This is a genomic window from Congregibacter litoralis KT71 (assembly GCF_000153125.2).
In the GTDB taxonomy this organism is placed as follows: Bacteria; Pseudomonadota; Gammaproteobacteria; order Pseudomonadales; family Halieaceae; genus Congregibacter; species Congregibacter litoralis.
Window position 1 is genome coordinate 2,802,928 of the sequence record NZ_CM002299.1, and the last position, 24,665, is coordinate 2,827,592.

Genomic DNA, 24,665 nt, shown 5'->3' on the forward strand with positions numbered 1-24,665 from the left:
CAGCCCTATGTCCTATCGAGAGTTAAACGCCGACCCATGCTCGATACTCAGGCCAACTGGCTTGAGTGGCGGAGTGAGCGTCCCCCAACTCAGCGAAGGGAGCCATTCGAGCCAGTTGGCCGATACAGTGAACGATCTAAAGCTTAAACCTGACCGCTGTAAAGCTTGGGCTAGACGGTTAGATACTCTTCGACCAGCGCATCGGAAAGCTCATCCATAGCCCCCTGGGCCACAATCTGCCCCCGATCCATGATGGCAAAATCATCAGCCACTGCGCGGGCGAAGGGAAGCTTCTGTTCCACGAGGAGCACGCTGATCTTTTGCTCCCTCCGCAGACGCTGGATCACATCCCCGATGAGTTGCACGATGTTGGGCTGAATGCCTTCACAGGGCTCATCGAGTAACAGAATCTTTGGTTCAAGGACCAGCGCCCGGCCGATGGCCAACTGCTGCTGCTGTCCTCCCGAGAGATCCCCCCCACGACGGTCAGCCATCTCTGCAAGCACGGGGAAGAACTCAAAGATCTGCTCGGGGAGTTCTTTGCCGCGACGTCTGCGTCCCGCCAGGGCCACGTTCAGATTTTCCATCACCGTCAGCTCCGGAAAAATCATGCGGCCCTGGGGCACATAGGCAATACCCCGCCCCACCCGCTCTTCCGTGGGAAGCTGCTCGATGTGCTCCCCGGCGAGGGTGATACTTCCCCCGGAGGCAGGCAGCAGTCCGAGGACGCTGTTGAGAAGCGTGGTTTTCCCCACGCCGTTGCGCCCCATAAGGCAAAATATGCGTTCCCTGTCGACGCTGAGCGTCACGTCACGCAGAGTATGGCTCGCGCCGTAGTACTGATTGAGTCCCTCGATAGCTAACATGCTTCGCCCAGATACACCTCACGCACACGCCCATCGGACTGCACCTCGTCGATACTGCCCTCCATGAGTACGGAGCCCTCGTGGAGCACGGTTACCTTGCGGGCGATGGAGCGTACAAACACCATGTCATGTTCCACCACGATCACGGACCGCTGGGGCACCAGGGACTGGAGGAGCGCCGCTGTGCGTTCCGTTTCCTGCTGCGTCATACCCGCCACAGGTTCATCAATCAGAAGCAGCGAAGGCTCCTGCGCCAGGAGCATACCGATCTCCAGCCACTGTTTCTGACCGTGGGATAAACCACCCGCGAGCTTGTGGGCGACGACGTCCAGCCCGATTGTTGTCAACAAAGATGCAATGCGATCGTCGTCTTCCGAGCTCGGTCGATAACGCAGGGCCTCCCAGGGACTACGATGGCCTTTCACCGCCAGGGCGAGGTTCTCGCGCACGCTCTGCACGGGGAACACGGAGGGTTTTTGGAACTTCCTGCCGATACCCAACCGGGCGATGGTCGCTTCGTCATTCTCCAGAAGATTGATGTCCTGTCCCAGATAGGCCGATCCCTGGTCCGGCTTGGTTTTTCCCGTGATCACGTCCATGAGCGTTGTTTTCCCCGCGCCGTTGGGACCGATAAGACAGCGCAATTCGCCGCGGTCCACTGCTAGGGACAAGTTGTTCAATGCCTTGTATCCGGAAAAACTGACGCTCACGTCCTCAAGATACAGAATCACGCCATGCCGCGTGTCGATGGACTCAGTCATCATGCCGCCCTCCCAGAAGACCCGCAAAGCCCCGAGGCAGGAACAGGGTGACCAGCAGGAACAGCGCGCCCAGGGCAAACAGCCAGAGCTCCGGCAGTTGCGCCGTGAGCAAAGTTTCCGCCGCCGCGATGATGACGGCGCCGAGCATGGCTCCATGCAGTGTGCCCCGCCCCCCGACCGCCACCCAGATCGCAATCTCAATGGAGTTCAGGGGCGCAAACTCACCGGGATTAATGATGCCCACCTGGGGCACGTAGAGGGCACCCGCAAGACCCGCGAGCATGGCAGAGATCACGAACACCACCAGCTTGTAGCTCGCGACGGAGTAACCCAGAAAACGTACCCGCGACTCTCCGTCGCGCAAGGCGATGATCACGCTGCCAAACCGCGTAGTCAGCATTTTCCGACAGGCGAGATAACTTCCCAGCAAAGTGAGTGCCGTCACCACAAAGAGGCCGCAGCGGACCGCGTCCGACTGTAAATCAAAACCCAGAACGTCCTTAAAATCCGTAAGCCCGTTATTGCCCCCGAAGCCCATTTCATTGCGAAAAAAGGCCAGCATCAATGCGAAGGTCATGGCCTGGGTCATGATGGAAAAATATACTCCACCGACCCGGGATCGGAATGCCAGCCAACCAAAGACCAGGGCAAGGATTCCGGGAATCAACAGCGCCATGGCCATGGCGAAGGGGAAACTGTCAAAGCCCAGCCAGTACCAGGGGAGCTCCTGCCAGTCGAGAAAGATCATGAAGTCCGGCAGCTCCGGGTCCCCATACACACCGCGACTACCGATCTGTCGCATGAGATACATGCCCATGGCGTAGCCACCGAGGGCAAAAAACGCTCCGTGGCCGAGACTCAGGAGACCGGCGTATCCCCACAGCAGGTCCAAGGCCAGTGCCAGGAGTGCGTAGCAGAGGTATTTTCCCAGGAGCGACACGCTGTAGCTGGACAGAGCGAACATGGACTCCTGAGGCAAAAGGAGGTTTAACAGGGGCACGACAACCGCCAGGCCCAGGAGCAGGGTCACGGTCAGCCCGCTGGCTCGATCACCGGTAAACAAAGCGCTGGCCGACATCAATGGCTGTCCTCACGACCCGTACCGGGGAACAAACCCTGGGGCCGTCGCTGGAGAAAAAGAATGAGGAATACCAGCAATACGATTTTGGCGAGTACCGCACCCGCAAGGGGCTCGATCACTTTATTGGCCACGCCCAGGGAAAAGGCCGCCACCAAAGTGCCCCAGAGATTACCGACGCCACCAAACACCACCACCAGAAAGGAATCAATAATGTAAGACTGCCCCAGGTTCGGACCCACGTTCGTCAGCTGCGACAGCGCAACGCCCGCCACGCCGGCAACCCCGGAACCCAGGGCAAAGGTCAGGGCATCGACCCGCGAGCTGCGCACGCCGAGGGCGCGGGCCATGGCGCGATTCTGGGCCACGGCCCGCACCTGTAGCCCGAGGCGCGTGTAGCGCATAAGCGTTAGCAAGCCCGCAAAAACCAGCAGCGAAAACAGCAGGATGGCCATGCGGTTATAGGTAAGGGACAGGCCTGCGGTGATTTCCCAGGATCCCGCAAGCCACTCGGGCGTCAGCACCGAGCGGTTGAGGGGGGAGAAAATTGAGCGCACGGCCTGCTGCAGAATCAGACTGATACCAAAGGTTGCCAGCAGGGTTTCGAGTGGACGGCCATACAAAAAGCGGATCACCCCCCGCTCAATAATGAGGCCGACAATCGCAGAGACCAGAAACGCGAACGGTATGGCGAGGAGCAGCGCGACCCCGGGCTGACCGGGAAGCCATTGCTGTAGCACCCAGGTGGTGTAGGCGCCCAGCATGATGAGCTCCCCGTGGGCCATGTTGATAACCCCCATCACGCCAAAGGTAATGGCGAGACCGACGGCGGAGAGGAGGAGCACGGAGCCCAGACTCAGTCCGAAAAACAGCGACTCCAGACGGCTCAGCCACAGCAGCCGGTTCTCGGCCAGCAACAGAAGACGGCTCGCCTCATCGCGAACCGTTTGCGGCAGTTCCTGGCGCGACTCCAGGGCCAGGAGCGCGGCGCGCACCGTGGGATCAACACGTCCCCGAAGGGTTTTCAGGGCAGTCATAATGTTTTGCGCGTCACCCCGGGAAAGGGCTTGGAGGGCCAGACCAATAGCAATCTGGTCCTGTAGAGCCGCATCCGACTCCAGAGGCTCCCGCGCGGCCAAGGCTTTCAAGGCGGCGTCCGTAGGCGCAGCGAGAACAGCGGCGATGGCGTCCGCCCGTTGCTCCACGCTCTCTGAAGACAGCCGGGCTATGGCCTGGAGGCTTTGGAGCTCGGCTCGCAAACTATTGTCGATGGCAACGCGACGCACGTCGCGACGACCGGCTGTTCCCAGATCCTCACCGCTGAGAACATCCCGGAGCTGATAGCTTGAGCCGTCGCGCTCCGCCAGTACGACGGCATTGCTTCTCCGGTCTCGGTACAGGGCACCGCGAGACACCGCGTCAAACACTGCATCGGTTTTTTCGTTGCCGCTGGCGGCAATCTTCGCCAGAAGCTCCCGCTTCTCGGCGGCATCTGCCTCCCCCAGAGCGTTTACCCAGTCCCGGAGCGTCTCAGCCCGTGCCGCACCGGTACACAGCAGGCACAGCAACAGGGCACGAAGAATCAACATGAGAGCAGCTCTGGCAGGCGCGCGTAAGCGTCGGGTACGGTCTTGTCTACTCGGCGTCCTGGGACAGGCAGCGCTCCTCGTCCTGCTGATAGTTACCGCAGCGCAGGGGCGCACGCCAGTCGGCGATGAGATCCCTGGATCCCGGCAGGTAGTCCGACCAGGCATCGCCGGCCACGGTTTCCGGAGTTTCCCAAACGACCTGGAACTGTCCATCGTCGAGGATCTCGCCGATGAGCACGGGCTTACTGATGTGATGATTCGGCTGCATGGTGGCCATCCCGCCGGTGAGATTGGGCACGCTGACGCCGATAATCGCGTCCTGTACGGCATCCGGATCCGTCGTGCCCGCCGCCTCTACGGCCTTGGCCCACATATTGAAGCCGATGTAGTGAGCCTCCATGGGATCATTGGTCACGCGATTGTCATCGCCGATGAACGCCAGCCACTCATCAATAAAGTCGAAGTTTGCGTCTTCCTCGACACTCATAAAGTAGTTCCATGCCGCGAGGTGGCCCACGAGAGGGCCTGTGTCGATGCCCGAAAGCTCCTCTTCCCCCACGGAGAACGCGATGACGGGGATGTCCGTGGCACTCACGCCCTGGTTTGCAAGTTCCTTATAAAAAGGCACGTTGGCGTCACCATTGACCGTAGATATCACGGCAGTCTTGGCGCCCGTGCTGCCAAAGCGTTTGATCTGGGCGACGATGCTCTGCCAGTCGGAATGCCCGAAGGGCGTGTAGTTCACAAGAATATCGTCGGACGCGACACCTTTTTGCGTGAGATAGGCCTCAAGAATTTTGTTGGTCGTACGGGGGTAAACGTAATCCGTCCCTGCCAGGACCCAGCGCTCCACGCCCTGGGACATAAGATAGTCCACCGCCGGTATGGCCTGCTGGTTGGGGGCCGCTCCGGTGTAAAACACATTTCGCGACGACTCCTCCCCCTCGTACTGCACCGGATAAAAAAGCAGTCCGTTGAGCTCCTCAAACACCGGCAGCACGGATTTGCGCGACACGGAGGTCCAGCACCCAAAAACAACGTCGACCTGTTCCCGCACCAGGAGCTCTCGCGCTTTTTCGGCAAAAAGCGGCCAGTCCGAGGCCGGATCGACGACCACCGCCTCAAGGGGACGGCCCAGGAGACCTCCCCGGGCATTCTGCTGTTCCACCAGCATCAGCACCGTATCCTTCAGGGTGGTTTCGCTGATGGCCATGGTGCCCGAAAGCGAGTGCAGCACACCGACGCGAATGGGCTCCAGCGCCTGACTGTTTGCCCCTGCGGAAAACAGATACGAGAACAGTAGAAAGATCAGGCTTTTGAGAGGTGACAGGGGCATAGAAAATAACTCCGGGCAATCGGCATGTGATCCTGTGACCTTTGCAAAACACGAGCCATCGCCAGCCGGGCCGCAGGTCAGGCCTTGCGCTCGGTGCTCGCGCAGTTACGCACCAATTATTGGCAAGCGGTGCCAGTAGCGCACCATTAGTGTGCGAAGCGCACGCCTGTCAGGGAGCAATCTCGAAGGGATATTGGGGTCGCCGCGCATCGGTGAACTCCGCAACCGCCTGCGCCACGGCAGCAGCCTGATAATCGGCAAGGACCTGGTCACGAACGCGCTCAAAGGGCAGAAGCTGCGGCGCCCTGCGTGCCGTGACACGAAAGTAATGCCACCCCTGACGGGACTCGTAGGGACCCTGCCATTCGCCAAATGCCAGGCTCTGAAGAATCTCCAAAAGCGGTTGTCCGAAGAGACCGCGCACCATACTCACGCCGTAGTCGGGAAAGTCCGAGCCCTGCCAGGGCACGGCCCCGGCTTGTCCACCGCCCTGATTCAGCTGTTCCCGCAGCGCCTCGGGATTCTCCGGCGCCGACGCAAACACCTTTTGGGAAAAGCTGATGCTCGCCTCCGTGTAATAACGCTCGATATTGTCGGCATAAAAGTTCACCAGATCTTTTGGCGAGGGCTCGGCAATTTCACCGGTGACGCGCTGCTGCATGAGCTCGATTATCAGCTCGCGGACGCTGGCATCGCTGAGATGGAGCTCCGATGCAATCCCTTCGCGATAAAGAAGCTCCCGCTGGTAATAGTCATTCAAAATGGCATCAACGTCGGCGGCCTGCGCCGACTTCCCCGTGAGCATCTCCCACTCCGCGACGAGGAGCGCCTGAGCGCTCTGACTGAGAGTGATGGGCGTTGTCGCCTCGCGGTTCAACTGTGTGTAGGCAATAAAACACAGGCCGCCGATGGCAAAAAATGCGAATAGCGGATCCCTGAGAAAACGGCGGGAGACGCCGAACTCACCCATGGGAATGAGAAGCGAGGGGCATGGGCTGGCTTACCTCGCGTCAGGGCGACCGTAGTCGGGATCGATCTCTTCCGCATCACCCGCTTCCAATGCCTGCTCTCCCGCACCGGGCTGCTGGTCTTCCGTGGAAAGCTCCGACAGGTAGGAGCCATCGGTAATACCCGTTTTACGCATGGCAATACCCGTAAGACAGGCGTGCATGATGTAGTTGGCATTGAGTGCCGAGCGATAGGTGTTATCCAGCAGGGGATCAAGCTCGACAATTTCAAAACCAATCATGTCGCTCTCGGTGCACAGGGCACGCACGATGGGTATGGCTTCACGCATGGTCAGGCCACCGGGCACGGGCGTGCCCGTCCCCGGGACAAAGGCAGGGTCCAGGACATCCACATCAAAGGAGATAAACAGCTTTTCCGTGCCTTCCCGCGCTTCGCGAAGCGCATCCTCCATCACCTGCTTCCAGCCTTTTTTCTCCACCTCCGCCATGGGGTGATAACGCATGCCGTTGTTGCGCATCCATTCAAAACCCCAGGCGCCGGGCCAGGGACCGCGCAAACCTACCTGAATAAAGTTCTCTGCCTTGACGTGCCCCTCCTTGATGGCGCGATAGACCGGCTGACCGTGGGTAATGTAATGCGCCTGTCCCTTGCCGGCATCAAAATGCGAATCAAAATGGACCACGCCAAAACTGCCTTTGCCGTGGACATCCGCCAGACCGGCGATATCCGGATACTCCAGGGAGTGATCGCCACCGACAATAAAGGGAATGGCACCGGTCTCGGCGATCTCGGCAATGCGCTCTCGGACGTGGTGCACGCTGATCTCTGTACTCATATTGTCAATGGCGATATCGCCGTAGTCCACGATGCTGAGGATTTTGCTGGGGTTCACCATGGTCGCCATATCGTTGCCAGCCTGGTAATAGCCGGTCCGCATGGCCTGGGGTCCGAAACGCTGCCCGCGGTAATAAGTCCCCATATCCAGAGGCGCGCCGACAATTGCCACTTCCACGTCTCCCGCTACCAGGTCTTCGGGGTAAATAGCCACGGGGGCACCGGCAAAGGTTTGTACACCACCACGTCCGCCCCGGGCGTAGTAGCTGAGATTGATGGGACCGGGCTCCCGCTGCGTTGCCAGCGCCCGGGGATTCATGAGCTTCCAGGAATTGAAATCCTCCGCCTCGGTATTGAGGGGAATCGACGCCATATCAGTCTCGGGATTAAATTTGCTGGCGCTCTCGAGGTATTGCATGGCGTCCACAAAGGCTTCCACCTCCTCAAGGGATTTACCGCGAAGACGCACAAAGAGCTTTTCCCAGGTGCCGGCGAAACCTTCGCCCTCTTCCATGAGGAAGGCGCGCTTCTCCTCCGCCAGGCCGTCGATGACCGTGGCAAGCGGCATGGGAATCTCGGGCATGTCGGGCATGTCCTCATCGGCCAGGGACTGGGCGACACCGAAAGCCACGAGGGCACTGCTGAAAAGAACGGATCTTCCTGGGTACTTCATCTGGTCATCCTTGGCATTGAGCTGCTGCGGTAAAAATGCGGCTGTCTTACTTCTCGCTTCTTAATGTTAAGTCTGCAATTACTATGCCCATCGACGTAAAAAACCAGCGATGAGGCCCGCAGCCACAGGCAAGCCGTCAAAACGCCAGGGATTCCTGCACAGGCCCGCTCTCGGCAACACCGGATTCTCCCGTATGTGCCGGCTCCTGAGAAGACTCCAGGGACGACAAGGTCAGCCCGAGGAGACGCACCCCCTTGGGAACAGGCAATAGCGCCTCCAACAAACCCCGGGACAGCCGTTCGAAGGCCTCCCGTGTATCCACCGGGGGACTGACAGACCGTGCCCGGGTGATCTGCTGGAAATCAGCATACTTCACCTTGATGGTCACCGTGCGTCCCCGGGCATTATTGCGATGAATCCGCTCCCAGACGATATCAATGATGTGCTCCAGGGCATCGCGAAGGGCCTCGTCGGTACTCAGATCATCGCTATAGGTACGCTCGCCGCCAATGGATTTTCGTTCCCGATCCGCTTTGACCGCACGGTAGTCCTCCCCGCGGCTTGCGCGGTACAGATAGTGTGCGGACTTCCCAAAATGCTGCTCGAGAAACCCCAGGGTTTGGGCACGGATATCCGCGCCGGTCTGAATCCCGAGAGATGACATGCGTTCGGCGGTTTTAGGGCCGACGCCGAAGAAGCGGCGAGCCGGCAGGGTCGCTACAAACGCAGCGCCCTCCTCGGGGCGCACAACAAACACGCCATCCGGTTTGTTCTGGTCCGAGGCGACCTTGGCAATAAACTTGTTGTAACTGACACCGGCACTGGCGGTCAGCCGGAGTTCCCGGCGGATGTCACCACGAATTGCCTCGGCGATTGCCGTCGCGCTGCCCAAGCCCGCCAGATCCGCAGTGACATCGAGATAGGCCTCGTCCAGGGACAGGGGCTCAATAATATGGGTATAGCGTGCGAAGATGCCGTGAAGCTGTTGCGACACAGCGCGGTACACCTCAAAGCGCGGCTTTACAAACAGCAGCTGCGGGCAGCGGCGCCGCGCCGTCACCCCGGGCATGGCCGACTTTACCCCAAACTTCCGCGCTTCATAGCTGGCTGCTGCCACCACGCCGCGCTTTGCGGACCCTCCCACCGCCAGGGGTTTTCCCCGTAAGGCCGGGTCATCCCGTTGCTCAACGCTCGCATAAAACGCGTCCATATCCACGTGGATAATCTTGCGCATCACTGGAGGGTCGTTTTCGGTCATTCCATTGATACTAAGAACCATGCTCCACCGGGGCAAGGGGTATGCCCCGCCAGCGCTTTTGTCCGCGCGGGCGCGGTGCAGGGAATTGCTATACGCGGCGCCATAAAGCATTCTTGGCAAAAGCCTCGGAGCACCGTCAGGAATCATGAACCAAAGCCTTAAAGCGCTGGAGCAATGGCTTGCCCAATGGATGGGCAACGCCTTCTGGGTCGACATGGCCTCCCGTGCTGGCGCGCTGCTGCTCGTATCCCTGCTGGTCTGGATTCTGTGGCGCCTCCTTGAGCGCTGGCGAAAAAGCATCCACCGTTGGATCGATGCCGATGGCTCCGGGGCCCGGGCGCTCACCGTGCAGGATCAGCAGATTTTTACCGAGCGGGAGCTGGCGAGAGCACTGCACATCGGCGTCAACGGTGCCTGGCGCCTTCTGCGCGCGATCCTTCTCATCAGCTGGCTAAACCTTGTGTTTACCCAATTTGCCTGGAGCCGCGATCTCGCGGTGGCCATCATCGCCTTTGTTCTTGCGCAGTTCGGGTTAATTGCCGCGGCGGTCGTCAACTACCTCCCCAACTTGTTTATCATTGCGATCATCGTTGTGATTTCCCGACTGGTGATCCGCGCCGTGCGAGGCATCTTTGATGGCATACGTCTCGAACGCATCACCCTGCCGGGGTTTTATCCGGATTGGGCCGAAACCAGTTTCGGTCTGTCCCGACTGCTGATCATCGCCATCACCCTGGTCATCGTCTTTCCTTATCTCCCGGGTTCCAGCAGCCCTGCCTTTCAAGGCTTATCAATATTCTTTGGCGTCCTCGTATCCCTGGGATCCACATCCGCGGTAGCAAACGTGATGTCCGGTATCGTGATCACCTATACCCGGGGCTTCAAAATCGGCGACCGGGTGCGCATCGCCGACACGGAGGGCGATGTGATAGAGCGCAGTGCTTTTGTGACCCGGATCCGCACACCGAAAAATGAGGAAGTGTCGGTTCCCAACGCCATGGTCATGAACAACCATATCGTGAACTTCAGCGCTCAGGCCAAGGAAGCGGGCGTCCTGCTCCATACCACGGTCACCATCGGCTACGACGTGCCCTGGCCTCAGGTACATCAACTGCTGTGCGACGCGGCCATCGCCACCACGCAAGTCTTGGAAGATCCAGCCCCTTTCGTCCTGCAGACCAGTCTCGATGACAATTACGTTGCCTATGAATTGAATGCCTATATTCGCAACCCATCCGCAAAGCAGCAGATCGCATCAGAAATGCATGCCCATATTCAGGACAACTTCCGCGACGCCAACATCGAGATACTGTCACCCCACTACCGCGCCAACCGCGATGCCTCGGCCGCGGCTATCCCCCTAAGGGTGGCTACGAACGATGATCCGCCGACACCCACGGTAACGTAGGCCCCTCAGTTTTTATCTAAAACATAATCAACGGAGACACCTGATGATCGCCCGCCTATTCCGACCATTTACGAGCGCAGCGCCGAAGCAGACCCGGCTCCTGGCAACCGTGGCCCTGGCTGCGGGGCTTGGCGTTGCAGCGACCGCGCCCGCTGACGCTCAGAGCACGGCGAAGCCCGTACTTCACGGCCGCCATTGGGCCGCCGTCACAGGAAAGCCCCTGGCCGCAAGTGCCGGCGCCATGATGTTTGCCCGCGGCGGCAACGCCGTGGATGCGGCCTGCGCCATGCTGGGCACGACCTCCACCATGTGGGACACCCTGGGCTGGGGAGGCGAGACCCAGGCACTGATTCATAATCCGGAAACCGGCAAGGTCGTCGGCATCAACGCCCTGGGCGTGGCCCCTACCGGCGCAACACCCGCATTTTTCCGCGACAAGGGCATGGTGTACCCCCCGGAGTACGGGCCTCTGGCAGCGGTCACACCGGGGACGCCCGGTGGACTCATGGTGATGCTCGCGGAATACGGGCGCCTGAGTCTCGCCGAGGTGCTGGCGCCCTCCATGGAAATGGCCGAGGGCTACCCTATAGAAGGCGTCCAGGCCGACAACATTGAGCGCCGACGGGACATCATCGCTCAATGGCCGGACTCCCGGCGCATATTCCTGCCCCACCTCGACGAGAACAATGCCGAGCAGCGCGCCGCCCCGGAGGGCGGAGAACTCTTCCGGCAGTTGGACCTGCTTGCGACCCTGAAGAAACTGGTGGACGCGGAAGCGCAAGCCCTGGCTGCCGGCAAGTCCCGTAAAGAGGCCATCTACGCAGCCTACGAGCGTTTTTATCGCGGCGATATCGCCAAAGAAATCGTTGCCGCCACGCGGGAACAAGGCGGTCTGTTTACGGAGGAAGATCTTGCCAATTGGGAAGTCCACATCGAAGAACCCGTGAGCACCAATTACAAAGGCATCGACGTGTACAAGCTCACTACCTGGGTGCAGGGGCCAGCGATGCTCCAGGCCCTGAACATTCTGGAGCCTATGGATCTCAAGGGGATGGGGTATAACAGCGCCAATTATATTCACACGCTCTATCAAACCATGAACCTCGCCTTTGCGGATCGTGACTTTTACTACGGCGACCCCTACTTCCCCCCCGCGGAACCCATCGAGGGACTCCTGAGTAAAGACTATGCAGCGCAGCGCCGGGCCCTGATCAATCCGGAGAAGAACGACACCGGAGCTCGACCCGGGGACCCCTACCCTTTCCAGGGTGACAAAAACCCTTTCACAAAACTTCTGGAGGAGTGGTCGCCGATTCCTCCCGCGGCAGAGGCAGACGGTTCTGATGGTTTTCAGCAGGCTGCCCTCGATCAGGATGAGGCTTTTATCGCGGGCACCACGTCAATTCAGGCCGCGGATGCGGACGGCTGGGTTGTTTCCATCACACCCTCCGGGGGTTGGATTCCCGCATTCATCGCCGGCGACAGCGGCATCGGCCTCAGTCAGCGTATGCAGAGCTTCGTTCTGGACGAGCGCATCAACCCGTTTAATGTCGTCGCCCCGGGTAAACGTCCCCGCGCCACGCTCACTCCGAGCATGGCGCTGAAAGACGGCGAGCCCATCATGGCCTTCTCGGTGCAGGGTGGTGACACCCAGGACCAGAACCTCCTGCAGTTCTTTTTGAACGTCGTCGAGTTCGGGATGAACGTGCAGCAAGCCGCGGAAGCGCACAATGTCACCAGCTACCAGATGCAGAGCTCCTTTGGTGCGCACATCAGCGAACCCGGCCGTCTGGATGTCACGCGGCAATTACCGCCCTACACCCGCGACCGCCTCAAGGCCATGGGCTATGAGGTCGACGTGGTGGACCGTACCTACAGCCCCATCACGGCGATCCTCATTGATCCCGAACAAGGCACGTTTCAGGCGGGCGCCAGCGACTACGGTGATGATTACGGCATCGCCTGGTAGCAAGGGCCCGTGTAGCCATGGGCACCCCCCTTTAGCGCGGCGAGGTCTTCCTTGCCGCTGCTAGAGGATCATTCTCTACGGACCGTCTAATGGATCGATAGGCAAGGAGCAGCCGCTCTCGTATTGCGGGCTCCCGGTCTAGCAGATTATTTACCTCGTACCAGTCATTGGACAGATCGAAAAGGTGGCGGGGCACGCCGTAGCTGTCCAGGATCATTTTCCAAGGCCCCTCGCGCACGGCGAACTCCATGCCATCGGGTGTCGGAATAGACCAGTACAGGGCTTTATCCCGCTCAAAGCTGTCGCCATCGATCAAGGGCCATAGTGACTGCCCATCCAGGGGAACCCGGGGCTCGACGTCCACATCCAGCCATTCGGCAAGCGTGGGAAAGATATCCAGGGCCGTCACCGCGCGATGCTCTACACGACCGGCCTCTATGCGATGGGGATAGCGGATAATCCCCGGGACGCGAATACCCCCCTCAAACAAGAAACGCTTTTTGCCCCGCAGACCTCCGGTCTCACCGGCCATGCCCAGTTCCCAGGGCGTGAGCGCCGCATCGGTCACGGGGCCGTTATCGCTGCTAAACACGATGAGGGTGTTATCAAGTATCTTCTGATCCCGCAGATGTCCAATCACCCGACCGAGCTGAGCGTCCAGAAAGCTGATATTGGCGTAGTACTCGCCACGACCCCGCCAGGGCCGGTTACGCCAATCGAAGTAATACAAAAAGGGGTTATGCTTTGCCTCATCGCTTAGATACTCGCGATAGGCATCGAGATACGCAGGGGGCGAAGCGATGGGCGTGTGAACCTCACTGTAGGTCAGGAGCAGAAAAAACGGATCCGATGACGCCTGCAACCAACCAATAGCCTCGTCACTGACAAGCTCCGCACTGTATTTGTCTGTGACTCCAACGGGCTCGTTGTTTCGATACATATTGTCGGGAAACATGGGGCCCCGCCGGGGCAACTCCGTGGAATCCGCGACCGAGGCATTTTTTACCCAGGCTGCCAGACCGTACTGATAATCAAAACCGAAATCCCGAGGCTGGGGCACGTCCCTCATATGCAAGCCCCCATTGAGATGCCACTTGCCGATAACGGCCGTACGGTAGCCCCGCGCTTTAGCGAGGTCTGCCAGCGTGGTTTCCCTGCGTCCGAGATGAACCCGGGAATCATCGGGAATCCAGCTCTCCACGCCCGTGCGGTAGGGGGTACGTCCTGTGAGAAGTCCTGCCCGGGATGGTGAGCACAAGGCCGAGGGCGCGTAGAACTGGGTAAAGCGGATGCCCTCCGCGGCGAGTCCATCAATGTGTGGTGTTTTCACAACCCGGTGGCCATAAACGCCGGTGTCACCGAACCCCAGGTCATCCACGTAAATCACCAGCACATTGTGTCGATCACTTGCCGCCTGAGCTGATGCAGAAGCGCCCGAAAGCGCTGCGACCAGCAAAAGGACAGCGAGGACGATAACGGCAGTCGCCGTGCCCGTGATGGCATCCCTGTGTACTTGGAGGGTTCCTGGCGGCATAGTTCGTGACTCTTCCTAAGGGAGCTTGTTATGCACTATAGCGCGGGAACACGGAAGAGCCTCCGTTGGCGACGCTTCCGACAATGGCTGATGACTTCGGTGCTTGTCCTTGGCACCGGCACAGGGGCCCTGGGCCTCGCGCAAACGCCTGCCCCCCTTCTCATCCAAAACGTCACGCCCCTGGATGCGCACAGCGGCATCATGGCGACGCAGGATGTACTCCTTGTTAATGGGCGAATTGCGGACCTGGGACAGGAGCTGGCAGTAACCCCCGCCGCCACGCTCATAGACGGCACGGGATATTTTTTAAGCCCGGGGCTCTGGGACATGCATGTGCACCTGAGCTACGACGATCGCCTTACTCCCGTCATGGCCAGTCTGTTTCTGGACTATGGCATCACCAGCGTGCGCGACACTGGCGGCAAGCTCGAACGCCTCCTGCCGGTCCTGGAGGCTTACTACACCTCCCCCGCATCGGCGCCCCGGGTGTTTTTTGCCGGCCCGTTACTCGATGGAACCCCCGTGGTTTACGGCGGAGAGGAGGGTTCTGGTATCGGACAAAGCATCGTCAGCGTCGAAGAAGCGCGGCTTCGCGTGCAAACACTGCACAAGGCCGGTGTGCACTTCATCAAGATCTACGAGATGGTCAGCCCCGATGTTTTCGACGCCTTTGTTCAGGAAGCAGAGAAGCTCGCCCTGCCCGTGGCTGCCCACGTACCTCTATCAATGCTTGCCTCCGAGGCGGCACCGCGGGTGCAGTCCCTGGAACACCTGCGCAACATCGAGCTGGACTGCGCAAAGAATGCCGAGGCACTCCTTGAGGAACGACGAACGATGCTCGCTGAGGGTCGTGAGCAGGACAGCGACGGCATGAGCCTCAGAGCAAGCATCCACGGTGCCCAGCGCAATGCAGCCATCGCGAATGAGGACGTCCGCCGCTGCAATCATGTGCTGGCGAGCCTGCGCAATACAATTCAGGTTCCCACGGCGCGGCTCAACGCTATGACGCAGTTTCCGCCCTTCAAGGCGCCCGATTGGCCCGAGGCCCTGGCTGCCCTGCCGGCGACCATTCGCACTGACTGGGTCAAGGCTGCTGATTACATGGATCCCCAAAGCTATAGAGTTGCCGGGGAATGGACCTTGAGCATGCTCCCCCGTCTCGTGGCCAACAACGTGACCATCGGTGCCGGGACAGATACGCCCATTGGATGGGCCATTCCCGGCTACAGTCTCCATCGTGAGCTTGAGATTCTGGTGAAAGGGGGTTTGGACAATCAAAGCGCTCTCGCGGCGGCAACACTGGTTCCCGCAGCGTTTTTTGGTCTGGAGGAGAAAATGGGAAAAATCGCCGTGGGCTATGCCGCAGACCTGTTGCTCCTGGAGGGGAATCCTCTCGAGGACATTCGCCACTCCCGAGGTATTCGTGCTGTAATATCCAAGGGAGAGATAGTCCGCGACTATCGCTAGGGCCAGGTGCCAGGACCGGGTGCCGGGACCAAGCGCCCGACACATCGAAAACCATTGCCACCTTAATCACGACTGACATCAGGAACACGCTATGAAAACAGTATTTGCCTCCGTCGCCGCTGCGACATTGCTTTCTATCTCCGCTGCCCAGGCACAGGATATGAACAAACTCATGGAAGCGGTAGACAAGGAAAAAGCTACGGAAGCCGTAGACATGGAAAAAGCGAAAGCCGCCGTAAGCACCGACGGCGTGGATTACAAAAAAGCGGCAGAAGCCGTAGATATGGAGAAGGCCGCTGAGGCGGTGGACATGGAAAAGGCCAAAGCGGCCATCATGGACCCCAAAAAATAAGGATCTCTGTTCTACCCTCAACTCCGAGGGCCTGGATGCTTAATAAACGGGCGCTTGAGCCGCGTTTTCATCAACGAGTCCATCAGCGACCCCGTAAGCGACTCCAGAAGAGCATCCATAAAAAATGGCTGGCGTCAAGCATTGTGTTGAAATCACGCGAAGCTTGAAACCATATACGGGGCAATAGGTTAGCTCTGTTTCATGCCGTTCGCAGAGGATGCGGCATTGTGGGCTGGGAGCCACATAAGAGCCTGGAGAAAGAGAGTCGAGTCGCGTTGCAGCGATGGAGATTGCCAATGGCTGGCAGGCTTGTTCAGTCATCTTAGCCGATTCCCTCGCAGCCTATCCAGAACGAAGAACGCGCAGCGTTGGGCTGCGCGTTCGAGGGATGGTCAGTCTGGTTCTAGTGCATCTTCAGCTTGGCTTCGGTGGCACGGCCTTGCTGCCGTTTCCTTTCCTGAATCCCCGATCCCCCGCCATGAACGCCTCCAGCATGTGCGGGATCAGCGCCGAGGCATCGACCGCCTCGCCATACGCCTGCGCATGCAGCGCGGCATAGCGGTCGAGATCGGCTTTCAAGCTGGCCGGGCAAGCGAAGGTCAGCTTGACGCTTTCGGTCTTGGGTAGCGGCCCCAGCCGCAGTTTCTTGGTCGTGCTCATCGAGAAGTCCCCTTGTTGAAGAACAGCGGCTGATAAGGCCGTAGCACCAGATCGCGGTTGAGGATGATGCGCACCGGCAAACCGGGGCGGCTGGTCAGCGTGGGTTGGATGTTGAGATTGCGCCGGGTCACTTCCTGGCCGACCTGGTTCACGGTGTCCTGCAGGCTGTCGCGCCCGGCGATGATGACGCGATCGCCGTCCTGGCGGTTCTCAGGTGCAGCCAGTTCGGCACCGACACCCAGCAGCGTGGTCAGCACGGCACCTGCAAAGATCCGATCCCAATGCCAGTCCACGTCGTCTTCCAGACCGGCGTAGCCCGCCGGGTCGGTGCCGATCAGGTTGTCGAGCGTGAGCGAAGACGTGTCCGGCAGGATGATGCGGTTCCACACCACCTGCACGCGACTCTGACCGTAGCTGACTTGGCTGTTGTACTTGCCCAGGATGCGCGAACCCTGTGGGATCAGCAGGAACTTGCCGGTGGCCGTGTCGTAGATCGGCTCCGTCACCGTGGCGATCACGTCGCCCGGCAAGTCCGACTTGATGCCCGTCACCAGCGCCCCAGCGACCACCGTTCCGGCCATGACCTGATACTGCGAAGCCGGCAGGGTCAGATTGCCGGAATTACGGGTTTCCGTGGAACCACCTTTTAGGAACGCCTCTTTCTGGTCTTGCCGGTTCTGCACGGCAGTCGGATCAGCAGGCTGGGCCGCCGTCGAGGCCGGGCCTGCGGCCATCGGATCGAAAGCGGAATTGGCGGCGAAGCCTGGTGCGGCAGCGACCTGCGACTGCGCTACGGGCGCGGCCTGCGGGGAACCTGTGCGGAAGAATACCGATGAAGCTGCCGCCGCTTCTGCCTCCTTGCGCAGCGCATCGTTGGGGTCGTAGCCCGACGCGGCATAGGTGGCGGCGACCGGCTGCTGCGAGTTCACGATGGCTGGCCCCAGATCACCCGGCAGCGGTGGCCCCAGCTCCGGCACGTCAGGCGGCAGCGCTGGCAGCTTGGAATAGTCCGTCGGCAGCGCATCCAGCCCTTCCGAGCGCGAGACGCGATCCACGTTGTACAGCTCCGTGGATTCGCCTGCACTGCGTTGCTGCGGTTGCAGCGACCAGATCAGTGCGCCCATGATGCCGATCGACAAGCAGCCGGCGAGGATGGCCAGCGTGCGCCGGTTCAGGCGCGTGACCGGGCGCGGTTGGGCGCGCAGCGCCACCGCCTCGGGTGCCACCTTGTCCGCCCGCTGCGTCGCAAGGTCGGGAATGTCGTCCTGGCTCATGCTCAGTTCCTCCCGGCGATGCCATCCGTGCGCTCGATGCGCACCACATCGCCCTTGTCGGCCCCCAGGCGCAGTTCTGCCGCACCGAACAGCCGATCCACGATGTAGTACGGCGAGCGAAAGCGGTAATTCACCAGTTGCCCATCGCCCTGCGCACCGATGACAAACAGCGGCGGCAACTCGCCCTGGGCGATTCCTGCCGGAAACTGGATATAGACCTTCTCGCCATCATCGAAGGCGCGCAGCGGCTTCCACGGCGGATTGCTGCCACTGATGGCATAGCGAAAGCGGATGTTCTCCAGCGACAAGCCTGCATCGACCGGCGCGGCAGCGCTAGCAGCATGTGCCTGGCGCTGCAAGGCCAGCATCCGATCCTTGGGGTAGTCCCAGGACACCGACGCCATCCATGCCTTGTCAGTCGAAGTCAGTTCCAGCAGGTACGTCCTGCGGCTGGTGGTGATGACCAGATTGGTCTTCAAGCTGGAACGGATAGGCTTGACCAGCACATTGACGCGCAGATCGGCACCGCTGCCGCTGGAGGTATCGCCCACGATCCAGCGCACGGTATCGCCCGCAGCGACCGTCACCAGTTCCTCGCCGGGCTGGAGCGCGATCACCGTCACGCGGCCCACAGACGCATAGACCTGGTACAGCGCGCCATCGGTGAACGGCCAGACCTGGATCGCATTGACGTAGCCCTCGCGGGTCGGTGCGATGCGTGCTTCTGCATTGGCGCGGGAGACGCGCACCTTCTCGTCAGCAGGCTCCGGCGTGGTCGGGGCCGAATCAATGCCCTGCAGCGGCTTCAACTGTGCGGGCAGCGCCAAGGGCTCGGGCACTGTCACGACTTCGATGGGCTTGGGCGGCTCGGGCAATGGCTGAGCCTGCACCGGCTCATCGAGCGAGATCGCCGGCGGCGGTTTGCCCTGCGTGGCGCAGCCCGCAAACAGAACAGTCGATGCCAGCAGAATCACCGGCAATGCGGTCTTACGGAAACGTGCATTCATGGTTTGGCTCCTTCAGAAGAATCCAGTTCACGGCTCCACGACAGGCCATTGACGTAGATGCCCAGCGGGTTGCGGCGCAGGCGTTCTTCGGTGCGCGGGGTCTGCTGCACGATGGACACCACCGCCGTCCATCGCTCCAGCCCGGCAGCCGCACCATTGACATAGCGGCGTTCCGTCCAGCGCACGTTGAACGACGCATCGCTGGCGCGAACCACACTGGTGATCTGCACCGTCACCGATTCCTTGCCGATGCGGGCAAACGGGTCATGGGTGCGCGCATAGTCGTTGAGTACCGCCGCGCCCCGGTCAGTGGTGTAGTCGTAGGCATCTAGCCAGTTCTGGCGCACAACGATGGGATCGATGGACAGCGAGCGCACCAGCGTCACGAAGCGTGCGATGTGGTGCGCCGTCTGCGCATCGGTGGGCCGGTACGGCGTGGCTGCTTCGCCCACGGTGCGTACCTGGCCGGACTGATCGACCCCGATGACATAGGGCGTAACGATGGACTGGGCCGATCGCCACACCAGGCCACCGGCCATCAGCAGCGCGAGTACCAGGCAGCCGAAGGCCATCAACCGCCAGTTCTTGGCCTGCACGCGGGCCGAGCCGATGCGCTCGTCCCACACTTGGGCAGCGGCTTGATACGGAGTGGCAGGCTGCGGCGTGTCGGCATAGCGCACCTGCGGTCGTTTGAATCGCATGGAGTTCTCCTTGAAAGTCAGCTATCGGAATCCCTCAGGCTCGGGCCTTGGCCCGAACCGCCACCGTCGCCACCGCGCAGCGTGTGCGCGGCCGTGGTGGTGGCCTGGGTGAGTCGTTGGCGGCGTTGCAGGCGCTTGGCCCAGCCGGGTTGCCCCTGCTTCTGCGCGTTGGCTGTGTTGCCAGCGGCATCGCCTGCGGCGGCTGGCCCTGCAGTGCCACCGCCTGAGCCGCCTTCTGCGCCAGAGCCTTGCCAGCCTGCTTTGAATGGCGCGACCGCCTTGGCCGCTGCTGCCTTGATGCCAGCACCGGCGCGTTGGCCTGCCGCCTGTGCACCGCCCTTGGCGACATTCCCCAAACCTGCCATCGCGCCCTTGGCCCCGCCGCCCGCAGCGGCAGAACCGGCCTGGAAAGCCGACTTCGCACTGCCAGCCGCCGAGGTGGCGGCCCGCGCGCCAGCCCCGGCGAGCTTGGCGGCAGCCGGTGCCATGCGTGCCCCGGCCATCACGGCACCACCCACGCCGGTGGCGGCGGCACCTACGGCCACCGCCGCACCTGCGGCACCCACAGCAGCGCCCGCCATCGTGCCGGCACCCAACTGCGGTGCGCCGGATACCAGGCCCGTGGCGATGCCCGGCCCGAAGATCCCCAACGCCAGCAGCGTCAGTGAGGCCAACATGACGACCACCGCATGGTCGATGGACGGCTCGGCCGGATGCACCTGGAACTCGGCGAAGAGGCCCGAGCCGATGCCGACGATGACCGCCAGCACCAGCACCTTGATGCCCGAAGACACCACGTTGCCCAACACTTTCTCGGCGAGGAAGCTGGTCTTGTTCCACAGCGCGAACGGCACCAGTACGAAGCCCGCGAGCGTGGTCAGCTTGAACTCGATCAGCGTGATGAAAAGCTGGATCGCCAGCACGAAGAAACACAGGATCACCACGGCCCAGGCCAGGAACATGACCACGATGGGCGTCATGTTCACGAACACTTCGGGGAAGCCCGCCATGTCGCTGATCTGCTCAAGAATGGGGGCCGCCGCGTCGATGCCGGTCTTGGCCAAGCGTCCCGGTTGCAGGAATTCGCCCATGCTCATCGTCGAGCCGCTGGCCGTCAGGCCCAGGCCCGCGAACGAGCGGAAGACGATGCTGGCGAGCCAGTTGAAGTTGTTGATGATGTAGGCGAAGGCGCCGACGTAAAGCACCTTGCGCAGCAGTTTGGCGATCACATCATCGCCCTGGCCGGTGGCGTGGCTCATCGCCCAGTACAGCCCGGCGATGGTCATGTCGATGACGATCAGCGTGGCGGTGAGGAACGCGACTTCGCCCTGCAGCAGCCCAAAGCCCGAGTCGATGTAGCGCGAGAAGGTATCGAGGAAGCGGTCGATCACTGTCACGTCATTCATGGCACGTCCCCCTCGAAGGGCATGGCGTCCTGGTCACTGATGGGTATGTCGAAGCTCGGCGGGATCGGCGGCAGATCGGCCAGCGTGCGGAACTCGTCAGACCCGGTTTCACCGGCGAAGAAGCGCCGCCGGAAGGCCTCAGCCGCGGCCAGGCAGGCGTCTTCGCCTGCCGTCGTCCTGTCGGCCGCACACTGCGCACGCAAAGCCTTGAGTCTCACGGGATCGGCGGCCAAGGCAGCGGCCAGGTCTTCGGTCGGCTGCTGACTGCAAGCGACCAGCAGCACGGGAAGCAGCAAGGAAACGCATCGCATGGCCGTCTCCCGTCAGTTGCCGTAGAAATCCACGCGCTGCGGCGTGTAGGGCGTGCCATCACCCAGGAAACGGCGCGTCACTTCCCGGCCACGTTCGACAGCCGCCGCCTGGCGTGCCAGTTCCAGCGCGGCGGCGCGTTCCTGCGTGATCTGGAGCTGCTGTGCCTGGATGGACTGCTTGGCCTGCAAGGCCAGAAGCTGGTTGGTCGCCTGCATGGCTTGCAGCGCGCCGGTGGCGGACTGACTCTGGCTGACCAGGTCGGACAGCGCGCTTTCGTCTTGCGCCAGGTTCTGCGACACCTGCGCCTGCATCCGCATCGCGGTGTGCAGACTGTTCAGCGTGTTCTTCCAACGTTCCTGCGCGTCGTGCAGCATCTGGTCGCCGCTGACGGTCGCGGCATACTGCTCCGGGTACAGCCGGGCAAAGGTGGCATCCATGCTCTGCACGTCGTAGGCCAGGCCGCGAGCCTCGGCGATCAGCCGCTCGGTGGTCGCCAGCGTCGAACGCAAGCGATTGACGATGTTGAAGTCCAGATTCGCCAGATTGCGCGCCTGGTTCATCAGCATCTGTGCTTCGTTCTGGAGTTGGTTGATCTGGTTGTTGATCTGCTCCAACGTGCGCACGGCGGTCAGCGTGTTCTGCACGAAGTTGGACGGATCGAACACCGTCAGCGCGGACGCGGGCTGCACTGCCAGCAGCGATACCGACAGCACGGCGGCGAGCGAGACGGACAGCAAACGGGGTTGGGTCTTCATGGTGAAACCTCCGGTCGTTGAGAAGCGAGGAAAGAAGCAGCCGCCGGTGAGGACGGCAACAGGTCAGCGGCCCAATCGAGGCCGCGATGGCGCAGCCAGGCACCGGCAAATCCCGGTGTGCCTGCGTCCAGCAGCACGCGATCCATGTCGCGCTGGTCTTGCGGGGTGGATGCACCCGCGAAGGCCAACGTGGCTGGCCCCAGGTCGAGGTCGAACAGGCGGTTGCCCAGACGCGATTGGTAGTAGTAGTCGCGCTTGGGCTGTGCGGTCGCCACGATCTCGATTTGGCGGCTGTTGAGGCCGAAGCCCTCGTAGATCGTGCGAATTTGCGGCTCGGTGGCCTGCGGGTTGGGCAGAAAAATCCGACTGGCGCAGCTTTCGATCACCGCCGGGGCAATGCTTGAATCCTTGATGTCGGCCAGCGATTGCGTGGCGAAAATGACGCTGACGTTTTTCTTGCGCAGTGTCTTGAGCCATTGCCGGATGCGGGCGGCAAACACCGGGTCATCAAGGAACAGCCAGGCTTCATCAAGGATCAGCAGCGTGGGCGCCCCGTCGAAGCGTTCATCGAAGCGGGCGAACAGGTAGCCCAGCACGGCCAGTACCGCCGCCTTGCTATGCATGAGTTCTTCCATCTCGAAGCCCTGCACACTGCCGGAACCCAGCCTGTCGGCATCGGCGTCCAGCAGCTTGCCGTGGGCGCCGCCCAGCACATAGGGTGCGAGCGCCTGGCGCAGTGCGTTCGATTGCAACAGCACCGACAGGCCCGTCAGCGTGCGCTGCTCCACTGGCGCACCGGCCAGGCTGCACAGTGCCGACCAAATCGCTGCCTTCTCGTCCGGGCCGATGGCGACACCTTCATGCAGCAAGCGGCCTTCCACCCATTCGGCGGCCCAGGTGCGGTAGCCCTCCTGGTCGATGCGGGCCAATGGCTGGAAAGCAATCGTCCCGTCATTGCCCAGGTCGTAATGCTCGCCGCCCAGCCCCAGGATGGTGGCGCGCATCGAGCGCCCCATGTCGAAGGCGAAGATGCGCGAACCGGGATAACGGCGGAACTGCATCGCCAGCGTGGCCAGCAGCACCGACTTGCCCATGCCGGTCGGCCCCGCGACCAGCGTGTGGCCCACGTCGCCGATATGCGTCACCAGCCGGAACGGCGTCGCGCCATCGGTGCGGGTGACGATCAGCGGCGGGCCGTCCAGATGCGCGTTCCTCTCCGGCCCGGCCCACACAGCGGACAACGGCATCATGTGCGCTAGGTTCAGCGTCGAGACGATGGGCTGACGCACGTTCGCGTAGGCGTTACCGGGAATGGACGACAGCCAGGCATCCACCGCATTGAGGGTTTCGGGGATGGTGACGAAGCCCCGGCCCTGAATGACGCGCTCCACCATGCGCAGCTTCTCGTCGGCCACGGCAGCATCGGCATCCATGACGGTGACGGTGGCCGTCAGGTAGCCAAAGGCGACTTGATCGCTTCCCAACTCCTGCAAGGCGGCATCGGCATCGGCGGCCTTGTTGTTGGCGTCGGTATCGACCAGCGGGCTTTCTTGCTGAAAGATCGTTTCCCGCAGCAGCGCGACGACGTTCTTGCGTTTGGCGAACCACTGGCGGCGCAGGCGGCCCAGTTCTTTTTCCGCCTCGGCTTTGTCTAGGCACAGAAAGCGCGTGCTCCAACGGTAGCCAAAGCCCAGGCGGTTGAGGTCGTCCAGAATCCCCGGCCAGGTCGAGGTCGGAAAGCCCCGCACTGACACCACGCGCAGGTGCTGGTTGCCCAGCATGGGCGCGAGGCCACCGACCAGGGCGGAATCGGCCAGCAGCGCGTCGAGGTGGAAAGGCACTTCGGGCACGGCCAGTTGGTAGCGCCGCGTCGAAACCGTGGCGTGCAGGTAGGTCAGCGTCTGTGCATCATCGAGCCAGGCAATCTCCGGCATCACGCCGTCGAGCAGGTCGAGCACGCGATCCGTTTCCGCCACGAAGGCTTCCAGCCGACCCTGCCAGTCCACGCCATCGCCCGGCGCATTCTCATAGAGCATCTTGGCGGCACGGGCGCGGGATTCTTCTGGTGGCAGGTAGGCCAGCGTCAGGTGATAGGCGCTCTCGTAGTGGTGGCCGGATTCCTCGAAGGCTGCACGGCGTTCTTCCTCCACCAGCCAGGACAACGGCTCGGGGAAATCGGAACGTGGATAGCCCGCCGCTGCGCAGCGCTCGGCTTCGATGAACAAGGCCCAGCCCGACCCCAGGCGGCGCAGTGCGTTGTTCAAGCGTGCCGACGTGGCGATCAGCTCGCCTTGCGTGGCGCTGTTCAGATCCGGCCCGCGAAAATGTGCCGTGCGCTGGAACGAGCCATCCTTGTTCAAGACGACGCCCGGCCCGATCAGCCCGGCCCAGGGCAGCCAGTCGGCCAGCAGTGCGGGCCGCTGGCGGTATTCGGCAAGGTTCAGCATGTCGGCACT

The 24,665-nt window shown here is 61.5% G+C and carries 21 protein-coding genes; 4 read left to right on the plus strand and 17 right to left on the minus strand.

Annotated features, from left to right (window positions below):
- Positions 1-170: 170 nt before the first annotated feature.
- From urtE to dinB, 8 genes are all read right to left on the minus strand, one after another.
- Positions 171-866, minus strand: a complete 696-nt coding sequence (gene urtE, locus KT71_RS12780; RefSeq protein ID WP_008294961.1) for an urea ABC transporter ATP-binding subunit UrtE — start codon at positions 864-866, stop codon at positions 171-173.
- Complete coding sequence (gene urtD / locus KT71_RS12785; RefSeq protein WP_008294960.1) at positions 860-1,630, minus strand: urea ABC transporter ATP-binding protein UrtD; 771 nt, start codon at positions 1,628-1,630, stop codon at positions 860-862. Before urtD ends, urtE begins: the two co-directional genes overlap by 7 nt.
- A complete protein-coding gene (urtC, locus tag KT71_RS12790) occupies positions 1,620-2,705 on the minus strand; it encodes an urea ABC transporter permease subunit UrtC (RefSeq protein ID WP_008294958.1) in 1,086 nt (361 codons plus the stop codon). Before urtC ends, urtD begins: the two co-directional genes overlap by 11 nt.
- A complete protein-coding gene (urtB, locus tag KT71_RS12795) occupies positions 2,705-4,294 on the minus strand; it encodes an urea ABC transporter permease subunit UrtB (protein WP_008294957.1) in 1,590 nt (529 codons plus the stop codon). The genes urtC and urtB overlap by 1 nt, the downstream gene beginning before the upstream one ends.
- A 46-nt stretch (positions 4,295-4,340) precedes the next feature.
- Positions 4,341-5,630 carry an urea ABC transporter substrate-binding protein gene (urtA, locus tag KT71_RS12800; RefSeq protein ID WP_008294956.1) on the minus strand — a complete coding sequence of 430 codons (1,290 nt, stop codon included), beginning with the start codon at positions 5,628-5,630 and terminating at the stop codon, positions 4,341-4,343.
- A gap of 169 nt (positions 5,631-5,799) precedes the next feature.
- Positions 5,800-6,600, minus strand: a complete 801-nt coding sequence (locus KT71_RS12805; RefSeq protein WP_008294955.1) for a peptidyl-prolyl cis-trans isomerase — start codon at positions 6,598-6,600, stop codon at positions 5,800-5,802.
- Positions 6,601-6,630: 30 nt separating this feature from the next.
- A complete protein-coding gene (locus KT71_RS12810) occupies positions 6,631-8,106 on the minus strand; it encodes an agmatinase family protein (RefSeq protein WP_008294954.1) in 1,476 nt (491 codons plus the stop codon).
- A 136-nt stretch (positions 8,107-8,242) separates the two neighbouring features.
- Positions 8,243-9,364: a DNA polymerase IV gene (gene dinB / locus KT71_RS12815; protein ID WP_040363239.1), complete on the minus strand. Its 1,122-nt coding sequence runs from the start codon at positions 9,362-9,364 to the stop codon at positions 8,243-8,245.
- Between the two features lie 145 nt (positions 9,365-9,509).
- Here dinB and KT71_RS12820 point away from each other — a divergent pair, with 145 nt between their 5' ends.
- Both KT71_RS12820 and KT71_RS12825 read left to right on the plus strand, forming a co-directional pair.
- Complete coding sequence (locus KT71_RS12820; protein WP_008294952.1) at positions 9,510-10,772, plus strand: mechanosensitive ion channel family protein; 1,263 nt, start codon at positions 9,510-9,512, stop codon at positions 10,770-10,772.
- A 43-nt stretch (positions 10,773-10,815) separates the two neighbouring features.
- On the plus strand, positions 10,816-12,741 hold the full coding sequence (locus KT71_RS12825; RefSeq protein WP_008294951.1) for a gamma-glutamyltransferase family protein: 1,926 nt from the start codon (positions 10,816-10,818) through the stop codon (positions 12,739-12,741).
- 31 nt (positions 12,742-12,772) lie between these two features.
- On the opposite strand, the gene KT71_RS12830 is transcribed toward KT71_RS12825, so the two are convergent.
- Positions 12,773-14,275: a sulfatase family protein gene (locus KT71_RS12830; RefSeq protein WP_008294950.1), complete on the minus strand. Its 1,503-nt coding sequence runs from the start codon at positions 14,273-14,275 to the stop codon at positions 12,773-12,775.
- Positions 14,276-14,305: 30 nt separating this feature from the next.
- Between KT71_RS12830 and KT71_RS12835 the strand changes: the two genes are divergently transcribed.
- Positions 14,306-15,742, plus strand: coding sequence for an amidohydrolase family protein (locus KT71_RS12835; protein WP_023660025.1), 1,437 nt, complete (start codon positions 14,306-14,308; stop codon positions 15,740-15,742).
- A gap of 91 nt (positions 15,743-15,833) precedes the next feature.
- Positions 15,834-16,094 (plus strand): hypothetical protein, encoded by a 261-nt coding sequence (locus KT71_RS12840; protein WP_008294948.1) that lies wholly within the window; start codon positions 15,834-15,836, stop codon positions 16,092-16,094.
- A gap of 414 nt (positions 16,095-16,508) precedes the next feature.
- Here the strand turns inward: KT71_RS12840 and KT71_RS12845 are convergent, their stop codons facing one another.
- From KT71_RS12845 to trbE, 8 genes are read right to left on the minus strand one after another with little or no spacing between them, the layout of a single operon-like run.
- Complete coding sequence (locus tag KT71_RS12845; RefSeq protein WP_008294947.1) at positions 16,509-16,754, minus strand: DUF2274 domain-containing protein; 246 nt, start codon at positions 16,752-16,754, stop codon at positions 16,509-16,511.
- Positions 16,751-18,028 (minus strand): TraB/TrbI/VirB10 family type IV secretion system protein, encoded by a 1,278-nt coding sequence (locus KT71_RS12850; protein WP_008294946.1) that lies wholly within the window; start codon positions 18,026-18,028, stop codon positions 16,751-16,753. Before KT71_RS12850 ends, KT71_RS12845 begins: the two co-directional genes overlap by 4 nt.
- A 2-nt stretch (positions 18,029-18,030) precedes the next feature.
- Positions 18,031-19,035: a P-type conjugative transfer protein TrbG gene (trbG, locus tag KT71_RS12855; protein WP_008294945.1), complete on the minus strand. Its 1,005-nt coding sequence runs from the start codon at positions 19,033-19,035 to the stop codon at positions 18,031-18,033.
- Positions 19,032-19,736 (minus strand): conjugal transfer protein TrbF, encoded by a 705-nt coding sequence (gene trbF / locus KT71_RS12860; protein WP_008294944.1) that lies wholly within the window; start codon positions 19,734-19,736, stop codon positions 19,032-19,034. Before trbF ends, trbG begins: the two co-directional genes overlap by 4 nt.
- A gap of 17 nt (positions 19,737-19,753) precedes the next feature.
- Positions 19,754-21,142, minus strand: coding sequence for a P-type conjugative transfer protein TrbL (gene trbL, locus KT71_RS12865; protein ID WP_008294943.1), 1,389 nt, complete (start codon positions 21,140-21,142; stop codon positions 19,754-19,756).
- Entirely contained in the window at positions 21,139-21,453 is a 315-nt protein-coding gene (locus KT71_RS12870; protein ID WP_008294942.1) for a hypothetical protein, read from the minus strand. Before KT71_RS12870 ends, trbL begins: the two co-directional genes overlap by 4 nt.
- A gap of 12 nt (positions 21,454-21,465) precedes the next feature.
- Positions 21,466-22,209, minus strand: a complete 744-nt coding sequence (gene trbJ / locus KT71_RS12875) for a P-type conjugative transfer protein TrbJ (protein ID WP_008294941.1) — start codon at positions 22,207-22,209, stop codon at positions 21,466-21,468.
- On the minus strand, positions 22,206-24,656 hold the full coding sequence (gene trbE / locus KT71_RS12880; RefSeq protein ID WP_008294940.1) for a conjugal transfer protein TrbE: 2,451 nt from the start codon (positions 24,654-24,656) through the stop codon (positions 22,206-22,208). Before trbE ends, trbJ begins: the two co-directional genes overlap by 4 nt.
- Positions 24,657-24,665: the final 9 nt, after the last annotated feature.